At 55.6% G+C, this 10950-nt stretch carries 7 protein-coding genes and 2 pseudogenes; 6 read left to right on the top strand and 3 right to left on the bottom strand.

What is annotated here, in order from left to right:
• The coding region (locus tag ACN5AZ_RS18265; protein WP_419430337.1) for a hypothetical protein at positions 1-2075 on the bottom strand (2075 nt) is incomplete at its 3' end.
• Positions 2076-2432: 357 nt separating this feature from the next.
• On the opposite strand from ACN5AZ_RS18265, the pseudogene ACN5AZ_RS18260 reads away from it, so the two are divergent.
• Positions 2433-2651 (top strand): annotated as a pseudogene (locus ACN5AZ_RS18260) (hypothetical protein); the annotation flags it as partial.
• 34 nt (positions 2652-2685) lie between these two features.
• On the opposite strand, the gene ACN5AZ_RS18255 reads toward ACN5AZ_RS18260, so the two are convergent.
• Positions 2686-3800 (bottom strand): IS3 family transposase gene (locus ACN5AZ_RS18255; RefSeq protein WP_419430336.1). Its coding sequence is split into 2 segments (ribosomal slippage): positions 2686-3548 and positions 3548-3800, totalling 1116 coding nucleotides; the frame shifts between segments, so codons are not numbered across the junction.
• Positions 3801-4178: 378 nt separating this feature from the next.
• Here ACN5AZ_RS18255 and repA point away from each other — a divergent pair.
• From repA to repC, 3 genes are all read left to right on the top strand, one after another.
• A complete protein-coding gene (repA, locus tag ACN5AZ_RS18250) occupies positions 4179-5324 on the top strand; it encodes a plasmid partitioning protein RepA (RefSeq protein ID WP_419430335.1) in 1146 nt (381 codons plus the stop codon).
• Positions 5309-6289 (top strand): plasmid partitioning protein RepB, encoded by a 981-nt coding sequence (gene repB, locus ACN5AZ_RS18245; protein ID WP_419430334.1) that lies wholly within the window; start codon positions 5309-5311, stop codon positions 6287-6289. The genes repA and repB overlap by 16 nt, the downstream gene beginning before the upstream one ends.
• 226 nt (positions 6290-6515) lie before the next feature.
• Positions 6516-7637 carry a plasmid replication protein RepC gene (repC, locus tag ACN5AZ_RS18240; RefSeq protein ID WP_419430333.1) on the top strand — a complete coding sequence of 374 codons (1122 nt, stop codon included), beginning with the start codon at positions 6516-6518 and terminating at the stop codon, positions 7635-7637.
• Between the two features lie 543 nt (positions 7638-8180).
• Here the strand turns inward: repC and ACN5AZ_RS18235 are convergent.
• Positions 8181-8687 carry a hypothetical protein gene (locus ACN5AZ_RS18235; protein WP_419430332.1) on the bottom strand — a complete coding sequence of 169 codons (507 nt, stop codon included), beginning with the start codon at positions 8685-8687 and terminating at the stop codon, positions 8181-8183.
• A 661-nt stretch (positions 8688-9348) separates the two neighbouring features.
• On the opposite strand from ACN5AZ_RS18235, the pseudogene ACN5AZ_RS18230 reads away from it, so the two are divergent.
• Both ACN5AZ_RS18230 and ACN5AZ_RS18225 read left to right on the top strand, forming a co-directional pair.
• A pseudogene (locus ACN5AZ_RS18230) lies at positions 9349-10127 on the top strand (IS5 family transposase).
• 102 nt (positions 10128-10229) lie between these two features.
• A partial coding sequence (locus ACN5AZ_RS18225) for an IS110 family transposase (protein ID WP_419430331.1) occupies positions 10230-10950 on the top strand: 721 nt, incomplete at its 3' end.

Below are 10950 nucleotides of genomic sequence, written 5' to 3'. Positions count from 1 at the left end.
GTGTAGGTGTAGGTGATCGTGTCACCGGCGTTCACATCGCCAGAGGTGTCGTCATCATTCAGAACGGCAGCCTTCAAAACCGCAACCGCGCCTTCGTCAACCGGCGGGGTCGTGTCCGCGCCGGATGTGCCATCGGTGGTCGGACCGCCATCCTCGTCGGTGCCCACAAGCGTCAGGGTCGTGCCCGTGGGCGGCGTGCCCCCGGCCGTCACCGTGTTCGCCGTCGCAACAGGCGCGCCGCTGGCATCGGTCATCTCGGTCGCATCCAGCAGCACCGTGAAGGTCACGGAAAGCGCATCGCCGGGCGCAAGGGTGGCCCCGGACGGCACGGTGATCAGGGAAGCGGATGTGTCCCCGTCAAAGCCCGAATTCGCCGTGATCGTCGTGGTGTCGCCCGATGTGGCCGGCGTAAACGTCAGTGCAGGGACCACCGTCACACCGCCGGTGCTGTCCGTCGCCGCGGAGGAATCAAAAGCATCGCCAAAGGCGGTCTCAAGATCATCGGTCAGGGTCGGATCGGTGATATCCACGTCGCCGGTGTTCGTCAGTGTGACTGTGAACTCTTGGGTATAGGTCCCATCTGCATTCAACGCACCTGTCGTGCCAGCGGTCTTCGTGCTGGTCAGTTCAGGGTCAACAGCGGTTATCGACGCAGAGTCGCTGTCATTGGTTGGATCGGTATCGATCTGGGTCAATTCTAGAACACTGGCCGTATTCTCAATTGGACCAAGTACTGAACCATCAATTTCAAATTCGATCGTGACCTCGATAACGTCGGCAAGTTGCAGAGCCCGATTGGTAAAGGAAGCGTCAAGATTACGGAAATCAAACGAGACCGCATCGTTCGCCAAATCGACGACAAAAACGCTGTCTAGAGCGGCATCGCTCAGGGAAGCGAACGTTGCATTATTGCGTATGATCTCAAAGTCAGCGCCGACCAAGGACATCCCGGCAGGCAGATTGTCCCGCCATGCAAGGCCAGTCGCGGCTGAATCGCCATTCGCGGCGTTGCCACCGTTTTCGATCTGGATGACGAAAGACCCGGTTTGTCCTGCTGAAAGTGCCGCTGGGGTGCCTGCAACAAGGTCCTTTTGGACGACCATATCGGTCTGTGAAATAACACCAAAGCCCAACGCTTCACGCCGTTGCGACCGCAAACCAGTGAGAGTAAGCGTCTCATAGCCAGAGGGCGTACCAATTTCCCACGCCACACATCCGTTGGCCCAAAAACCGTTAGCATTGCATGTAACGTTGTTGGTTGTGGTTGTGACCCCAGATCTTGGGGACGATTGAGTGAACCTGTTGTAGGTGAATGCCGGTGGCGACGAGAAGCCGTTTTGAGTGTAATTCACACCGTTTGTAATATTTGTAATAGTGCCAAGCTGATTTCTTGGATCAATGATTGTTGGAGTGTTCCCAGTTGCACCTGCTGGATTTGACCATACAATCGAATAATCGAGGATGTTGTTCTGAAAGCCGTACCCATCAGTTGCAGGAAAGGTATACGAGCCGCGGAGTGTCGGTTGGAACGTGACGCCAGGGCTGGACGATTGAATGGTAAATTCTGCAGAGAGATCGTATTCGTTGCCAATGCTCGATTGGTAATCCCAGTAACCAGAAATAAAATCGCCATCTGTGAGAAGAAACTCGTCTCCGCCAAAAGCTTCCGCAAACGTAATCACCGATCCGTTGACTCTGGGAAGGCCTTCGATCTCTAGCGTCCAGTTGCCATCGCTCACGCCATCGCCATCAAGATCGACGCTACCGGACCCGGTTCCGATAGTACCCATAGTTGATTGGGAGTTTACCGTGAAACTCGTTTGCGCCTGAGCCGCGATACCAAAATACAGCGTTGCAAGAAGAACGGCCAAGACCCGGACGCAGACGCGTGTTGAAAGAGAGAGAAGCAGTGCCCAAGTCAACACAAGATTAAGGGCATTGCGGAAGGCAGCCACCATAGGTTGGCCTGATTTCGACATCGGCGCGGCCCCTGTCTCCTCCTTCAAAGCCAACTGACAGGAATCTGCCGTCTTCTTCGCGGTCATCATCAACCCACTCCCAATGGTGCCAATCATTGACACTCTTTTGTCTTGCCCGAACCCTGGCTACTCTGCACGCAGGACGTTTTCGCCGCTCTTTCTCTAAATGAACAACATTATTGTCCATCTACATTGCCATACCACACACGCGTGTCGTTTGCTTATCACTCGCGTTCGAAATGACACTCAACCTAACGAAAAGTGAAGGGGAATTTGATTGAGACCTTCAACCTCGTTCCTCGGTTGTTGCCAAACGCCAACAAATATCTTGCGATTGCAACAACGCTAGCCCTCTCAAGTGCGGCTGGTACCAGGCAAAATTTCTAGAATTTTACGACCAAATATAGGAAGACGCCGTCGTCATCATACGTTAGGTCCGTCAGTTCTCAGTGACAATCTACAATCCGAGATCGGACGCAAGCGGGGCTTGAGCGCACGCGAAGCGAGGGGCGCGTGGGTGGCAATCCTGGTCTGCGCGCGAAAGATCCCGCAGCGATGCGCAAGAATCTGCGCGCCCGTGACGAGGCTCACTTTGATAAACTCGAGGCCATGCGAGAACGTACGCCGCGGGGACGCACAAAATGGCAGCTTTCTTCGGTAAAGATGCTCATGTGGTCTGCCCCCATCGGGTGGTCCGGTTTGATTGTTAGTGCATCGTTGGCCTCTGGTCCATTAGCACGATGCTTTCGGGTGCGGGCGGACGATAGCCCAACGAGCTGTGCGGCCTGACCGTGTTGTAGTGGATCCGCCATTGCTCGATCAGGATTTGGGCCTCCCCCAAGGTGTAGAACATCTCGCCGTCCAGGAGTTCATTGCGGAACCTAGCGTTGAAGCTTTCGCAATATCCGTTTTCCCAAGGTGATCCTGGTTCGATGTAGGCCGTTTTTGCGCCAACAGCGGCGATCCAGTTTCGTACCTTCTGGGCGATAAATTCCGGGCCATTGTCGGATCTTATATATTCCGGTGGGCCGCGTAGAATGAACAGGTCTGTCAGCGCATCCAGCACATCAATTGAGTTGAGCTTACGATCGACGCGTATCATCAGCGCCTCCCTGGTGTATTCGTCGATGATGTTGAGCGTCCGGTAGACGCGACCATCAGCGGTTCGGTCTTGAACAAAGTCGTAGGACCACACGTGATTTGGCCGTTCCGGCCTGAGCCGCACACACGAACCATCGTTCAGCCAAAGCCGTCCTTTCTTCTTCTGTTTTTGCGGCACTTTCAGCCCTTCACGTCGCCAGATACGCTCGACCCTTTTGTGGTTCACACACCAACCTGCGTTGTTCAGCAAGCCTGTGACCATCCGATATCCGTAGCGCCCATACTGGTCGGCCAACTCGATGATGTCGTCAGTCAGCCGCTGCTCATCAGCACGGCCTCGCGGTGTCTTGCGCTGCGTAGATCGATGCTGACCAAGCGTGCGGCAGGCGCGGCGCTCGGACACGCTCAGTTCCTGCCGCACATGGTCAATACATTTTCGGCGACGTGAAGGGCTTAGAAGTTTCCCTTCGCGGCTTCAGACAGAATGAGTTTGTCCAGCGTCAGATCTGACACCGCTCGGCGCAGCCGCTGGTTTTCCTTCTCAAGCTCTTTCAAGCGTGCCAACTGCGAACGCTGCAATTTACGCCATCGATAAAACGTCTGCTGCGTCACACCGATCTGGCGAACCGCTTCGGCAATCGTCGCTCCTTGTCCTTGCAGAACTTCAACCTGCCGAAGCTTCGAAACAATCTCTTCGGGCTTCTCTCTTTTCCCAGCCATCGCTGATCCTCCATTTGCGGGACATATCTATCCCAGTTGGTGGACCACTTTCAGGGGGCTACTCCACATGGACCGCGCGCAAAAGAACGGCCTGCGCGAGTGAAACCGCGAATCCTTTCTAGGTCATAGTACCTATTTGGGTACATGTTACCCACAAGACCCATAGGTGAACGTCGTTTTTTTTACGCGGCCCGAAGTCGACACAAGTCATTGATAAAACGCCATAAAAGCACGCAACTCAATGCGCTGGTGCTGTCGGTGAAACGCAGCCCCAACAGAAAACAGTAGAAATCACACGCTTTTCTGTTAATGAGAGGGAAACAAACAAAAAACGAGGGCATCATGAGCGGTATTCACGGGTCTGCCCGGCTCCGGACAATGGCAGATAAAATCGGCAGGGCGTTACAGGCCCATAGCATGGAGGTGTTCCCTCCTGACGCTCAGAAAGAGCTGCGCACATTCTCGGCCCGAGAAGCAGGCGAGTTTCTGGACATAAATGCAAACACATTTCGGCACTATTTGAAAACCTATGCCGACAAGATGCCAACGGGCACGTTGGTCAATGGGAACCGCAGATATTTCACCGCGGAAGAGATTCAAGCCATTCGGGATTTTCTGTACGAGAATGGCCGTATTGGTCCCCGAGAGTATCGCCGTAGGCAGCCTGGCGAGGATGTGAAGGTTTTCACCATCTTCAACCTGAAAGGCGGGGTGTCCAAGACCACTTCGACTGTTTCCATCGCACAGATGCTTGCATTGCGCGGGTATCGGATTTTGTGTGTAGACCTCGATGCCCAGGCCTCGATGACGAACCTGTTTGGCCTCTCTCCGGAGCTCGATCCGAACATGCCCACCGCATACGACATCATCTCATACGATGATCCAAAGCCGATCCGTCAAGTCATTCGTCCAACGTATTTCGCCGGGATCGACATCATCCCCGCATCAATGGATATCATCGAATTCGAGTATGAAACCGCGAGCTCTTTCAGTGAAGGCCGGACTGCCGCGCCCTTCCATAGTCGAATGTCGGCTGCATTGAGCCAGGTCGAAGATGAGTATGATCTCGTCATCATCGACACCCCGCCGCAGCTGTCATTTGCGGTCATCTCTGCCTTGTTCGCCTCAACCGGAATGGTGATCCCCCTGTCGGCTTCGATGTTGGATGTCATGTCGCTTGCGACGTTCATGACCATGGCATCCGACCTCATGGCAGTCGTTGAGCGGCAAAACCAAGAGAAGACCTTCGATTTCATCCGCCTGCTCGTCACAAAATACGAAGCCAGTGATCAACCGCAGCTGCAGATGGCGTCGTTTCTGCGCACTGTTCTTGGTGATGATGTTTTGCCAGCAGAATTTGTGAAATCGACCGCGATTGGCGATGCGTTGAATACCAAGCAGCCCGTTCTGGAAGTTGGGCCACGCGACATGAACAAAGCAACGTACGATCGGGTGATCAAATCGATCAGCGATATTTGCAACGCAATAGAAGAAGATCTAGGCCAAGCATGGGGGCGCACCTGATGGCACGGCGTGGCGTATTCAGCAAAACACTCGCAGCCGGCATGCAGCAGCCCTCCCCCCAGGACAGTGAGGCTGGAGAGGGCAATGCGCACGAAGCAGAAGGTGCGCAGGCTTCTCATCGAGCGTCGCCAAACCTGAAATACTTTGAACGATCATTCCAAGAGCAGCTACAGCGCTCAATCGTCGACGTTTCGACGGACCTGATTGATGGCTCTAAGTTCCGCGACCGGTTGGATGCAGAGTCGGACATTGAGGGCCTCAAGGACTCAATCCTCGAGAGCGGCCAGCAAGTGCCCGTGTTGTTGCGGCGCACAAGAGCCGAGCGATATGAGGTCGTATATGGCCGGCGCCGTATTGCAGCCTGTCGCGCAATTGGACGCGACGTGCGTGCGATGGTGATGGAACTCTCCGACGAAATGGCTCTCATCGCTCAGGGCGTCGAGAACGCAGAGCGTTTGGAAAATTCCTACATCGAGCGGGCGTTGTTTGTTGCCCAGATTTACGATGCCGGTGTCACGGTAGATATCATCCAGCGTACCACTGGTGTAGGCGCGCCGATGCAATCCCGGATGCGTTCTGCGATCAAGGCATTGCCCATAGAAGTCATTGAACGGATTGGTCCCGCGCATGGCTGCGGTCGGCGTGTGTGGCACAGCCTCGTGGATGTACTCCAAATGGAAGGAGCGCCCGGCACATCTCAGATTTTGAAAATGATTGATTTGGACCTCGAGAGCTCCGAGCGGCTGCAAAAGCTCCTCGTCGACCTGAAGAAACTTGCCAAGAAAACCCAGCTTTCAAACGAGAATGCCACAAAGGTTCTGGGCAACGGCATCGCCGTGAAGAGAACCGGTCGAAGCCTGACATTCAAAGCGCCCGCGAACGTAGATCCTCAATTCTTGGATCACCTCAATGAGTCAATCGATCAGCTCTATGAAGCGTGGTCTGCGAGGCGTGATCAAGACTGAGCAAACACAAGTTGCCCGCGGGCAACTTGTGCGAAAGCCCTCCCCGAGGGGGCGCCAAAAGCCTGAGGCAACAACGAGAAAAGGAGGCAGGTAAGACAAAAGAAACCCCCCGAAGACGGTGTCTCCAGAGGGCATCTAAGAAGTGTAGCAACTCCTAGATACCCAGAAATCGAATCGCTTTCAACACCATTTTCGGTGAACGGTATTTTTTGCCGCCTGAAATCGCATGAAAACCATCATGACCGCGGCACAGGGTGCCGGGGCGCAGGATAGCTGCGTCCGAACCATGAACGCAGGCTTTCAACCCATCCTGCGCAGGGAGCTTCTCCGCGCGATCCGCACCTGCCGCAGCCGCCTGGGCCTGTCGACCGGCGACGTACTAGTTCTTGATACGCTGCTGAGCTTTCTCCCCTGCCGGGATCGCGCCACCGGTGCTGATCTCCCGATCAATCCGGAAATGGTGTTGGTCGTTTATGCGTCGAACCGCAGCATCTGTGAGCGCGCGAATGGTATGGATGAGAGGGTCCTGCGCCGCCATGTCTCGCGGCTCGTCTCCACTGGTCTGCTTAGGCGCCACGATAGCGCTACCGGCAAGAGATTTGCTCTGCGAACCGCGGGCAAAGTGCGGGCTGCGTTCGGACTCGATCTGACCCCCCTACTCTGCTCTGCAAAAGATCTGCAAAAGATGGCCAAAGATATATTAGCTTCGCAAGAGACCATCCGCAGCATTCGAGCTGAGGCGCTTGCATACCGAGCCGCTCTCCTACGCGAATCTGAACGCCTTACAGCGGATCAAATTGACGAATTGACGCAGGCCAAGACGCACCTTCGCCGCGCCACGCTGACCGAGGCCGACGTGGCTCGAATTCGAGATCAGATCCTTGCTCTCTGCGACGAGCAAGCCCCCTGCCCTACCCCGTCCGAGTACAGTCAGGAAGACGTGACCGCACCGCCATTGCCCGCGGAGCAGCCGGAGCTGCAAGCTTCGGAAACGAGCAAAGCGTCCGCCGGAAACGGGCAAACCGTCCGCCAAGTAGAGTCAAAAAAAATAGATACATTTAAGAACAGCGCGGCTTGCCGTGATCTACCAACGACATGGGCACAGTGCCCGAACATCAGGGAGTTCCTCACACATATTCCACGTACAGATGCAGAGTTTCACGAAGCCATCCTGACATCTGGCAAACTAATTGCGTTAAAGGACCGAACACTGGCTATGGCCGCTGCCAACCTCGGGTGGAGCCGATTACTACAAGCCATCGAGTATCTCATCGCATCTACAGGGAAAATACGTTCGCCAGAAGCCTACATGAGGGCTATCATTGAAAAAGAAGCTTGTGCTTACTGAGCCTGGTTACTGCTCCATATCCGCGTTTTCACCCACATGCAGTATCCGCCGTTATCCGCCCCCAGGACTTTAAACGCAAAAGTTACCCCTGGGCATTTTATCCGCGTCCGCGACGACAAAAGACCATGTTTCCGCTCCATGCTGCGAGTAGCCGGCGGGCAACTGAGTAAGGCTGAGATCACACTTCGGGCAGGATCTGCTCCAGAGGACAAAAGTTGCCCGCGGGCAACTCACTACCCGTCTGCGACGACAGGACGCCATGTTTCCCCTGCATGCTGCGAATTGCCCGCGGGCAACTTAGTAAGGCTGAGACCGCACTTCAGGCAGGATTTACGCCAGAGGGCAAAAGTTGCCCGCGTGCAATATCTCAGGGCCGGTCGACAAGGCGCCTTAGCCGCTCTTAAAAGTGACCCATTGCCCCAAAATATCCAGCATCATCCAAACCAGTGCATGATCAGAAATCGTATCACGCGCAGCTTCGTGGCTTACGCCGAGCGCCTCGGGAAATCGAAAGATCCCTACATGATTCAGAGGAATGCTCGATCACTTAGATGCCCAGATGTTATCATAGAGGTTGGCATATCGCCCATCCCGGGTTGAGAGGGTTGTGGCACCCTCGACGATCAGCGCAGCGCTTGTCGATGCCAGCTTACGCCAGGCTGGATTATTGCGGGGCAGATTGAAATCCCCGGCAAGGTAGACATCGATGCCTGAGAAGCTGTCGGCCAGCCAGGTCTGGTAGTCGGCCAAAGCGCGGGCCTCAGCCTCACGCACATCGACGCTGTCGCCGTAGATCAAGTGGGTGGAGGCCAAGATGAATTCATACCCCTCGATCGTTTGGAAGCGGACGGAGAAGGGCTCACGAGAAAAGATGTCCCGGCGGTCTATGTAGATCAACCCGCTGTCCGCAGCATTGAACTCTGCATCCTTCCATAAGAAGGCGTATATTTCACGGTAGGAGCCTCGGCCGATGGCGTCGGATGCCATGGTCGACCAAGACTCTCCGGCTTGCTCCTCGATGACCCGTTCAAAATCCTGCAGGGCCTCCAAGGTCACAACCTCCTACAAAGCAATCAAATCGAAGCGTGAAGCGACCTCTGCCACTGCGGCAAGATCCTTGCCGTTGTTCCAGCCCAGATGCTTGAGGTTCCAGCTTGCGACGAGAGTGTCCGCCGAAACTTGCTCCGCGGGCAACAAGGCAAAGGCGGATAAGGGGGCGCAGCCCAAAACGATTGAATTCTACGAAACATGTCAGCCTCGGTGCTGAAGCAGAGATTCTGCGGTTGGGAAGACGCTGAGAGCGGCATTCCTTTCCTGCATACGCAGGTGTAGATCCACAAAGAGCGCTGGGACATCTCGGGAAGCCGGTAACATCTGACGGGCGCACTGCGCGGTATGGATTGCAGCGCCGGGGTCGAAATCACCGGCAGCTCTCAGAGCGGCCACCAACCTTTTGCGTGTCTCGCCGATTTCGGTGAATTTGGCATGCAGTGCATCAGTGTTTACCTCGGGCACAGTAGAAGAATCCGCGCGCATCGTCTCGCGAAGCTCTCAGAACGCCGCGATGTGCTTCTTTCAATACTCGTTCATCTCGTATGCACAACTTGACGGCACGCGGGTCGACGCCCTGCATCCGTTTAGTTTCAAAGGTCAGGATGCATTGATTTTTAGTGTGCTGCGTGATTCACGGCTCGGAAAACGGAGTGGTGAAATGAGCGAGCTTTACTGGCTGACCGACGAGCAGTTGGCCAAGCTTTCCCCTTTCTTCCCGAAGTCGTACGGCAAGCCATGCGTCGATGACAAGCGTGTTCAGAGCGGGATTATCTTCATCAATCGCAATGGGTTGCGTTGGCGCGACGCCCTCCAAGGAGTATAGGCCGCACAAGACGCTCGACAGCCGGTGGAGGCGTTGGAGCGAGAAAGGCATCTTCGCCAGGATGATGATCGGATTGGCCGCCGAACATGGCGAGGCAAAGACCGTTTTGATTGACGCAACCTATCTGAACGCCCACCGAACGGCGACCAGGATGGCCGCCAGATTGGTCGAACCAAGGGAGGTATGAACACCAAGCTGCACGCGATCTGTGACGGTCAGGGGCGACCAATCGACCTGTTCGTTACCGCCGGGCAGGTCAGCGATTACATCGGCGCGCGGGCCCTGTTCAGCGGCCTGCCAAACGTCAAATGGCTGCTCGGCGATCGCGGCTATGATGCAGACTGATTCAGAGAATCCCCGCAGGACAATGGGATACGCGTCTGCATCCCCGGCCGAAAGCAACGCAAGACACCGGTTAAGTCCCCCTCCCGGGCCATCACTCCGTGATGCCCTGCCGGGCAGTGGACAAGCGCTGATACAAGCGGCGCAACCGTATCGAGATCATGTTCGGCAGGCTCAAGGACTGGCGGCGTGTCGCCACGCGCTACGACCGCTGCCCAAAGGTCTTCCTCTCAGCCATCGCCCTCGCGGCAACCGTCATCTATTGGCTATGAGATGCTGTAACGGGGCCTGCGTCACGCACGACCGTTGCCACTTGTCAGATCAGCACCGTGCTGTCGCCATTCCCGTATTGAACCCAGATGGAGGATGACGGGATGAAGCTATTTATAGGATTGGATGTGTCGTTGGCGAAGACCGCAGTGTGTGTGGTCAGCGAGCATGGCCAGATCTTCAAAGAGGCTGAGGCTGAAAGTGAACCCAAAGCTTTGGCGCGCTGGTTGGAAGAACTTGACGGCAATGTCGCAGCAATTGGCCTGGAAGCCGGGCCACTGTCGCAATGGTTGCACCGAGGGCTGACTGAAGCTGGCCTTGATGCCGTGCTCATGGAAACGCGCCAGGTGAAAGGAGCGCTGAAGGCGATGCCGATCAAGACAGATCGACGCGATGCAGAAGGGATTGCACGCCTTCTTCATCTCGGCTGGTTCCGACCGGTTCACTGTAAATCCGTCTCAGCTCAGGAAACCCGAGCTGTTCTCGGCGCTCGGAAAGCCATTCAGCAGAACATGATCGCTCTGGAAATGTCGCTCAGAGGCCTGCTGCGGAACTTCGGTCTCAAGGTCGGCGCAATCTCGCGTGGTAGGTTCGAGGCCCGCATTCAGGAGCTGGCAGAAGGTAACCCCATGTTGGAAACCGCAACGGCGCCAATGCTGCGTGCCAGAGCAACGTTGCGACGGGAGCTGGCAACCCTTGAGAAACAAGTTCGCCAGCTCGCCCAAGACGATCCAGTGTGCCACCGTTTGATGACAATGCCAGGGATCCGTGCAGTCGTCGCTCTGACCTTCCGCGCAACTGTCGATGATCCGGCACGCTTTCGGT

The organism is Sagittula sp. SSi028 (genome assembly GCF_048553715.1).
GTDB lineage: Bacteria > Pseudomonadota > Alphaproteobacteria > Rhodobacterales > Rhodobacteraceae > Sagittula.
Note: the sequence above shows the minus strand (reverse complement) of the source record. Positions and strands in the feature narration are given on the sequence as shown.

Excerpts from the sequence above, each read along its gene's own strand:
- repA (WP_419430335.1), top strand. The coding sequence starts at position 4,179 with ATGGCAGATAAAATCGGCAGGGCGTTACAGGCCCATAGCATGGAGGTG.
- repB (WP_419430334.1), top strand. The coding sequence starts at position 5,309 with ATGGGGGCGCACCTGATGGCACGGCGTGGCGTATTCAGCAAAACACTC.
- repC (WP_419430333.1), top strand. The coding sequence starts at position 6,516 with ATGAAAACCATCATGACCGCGGCACAGGGTGCCGGGGCGCAGGATAGC.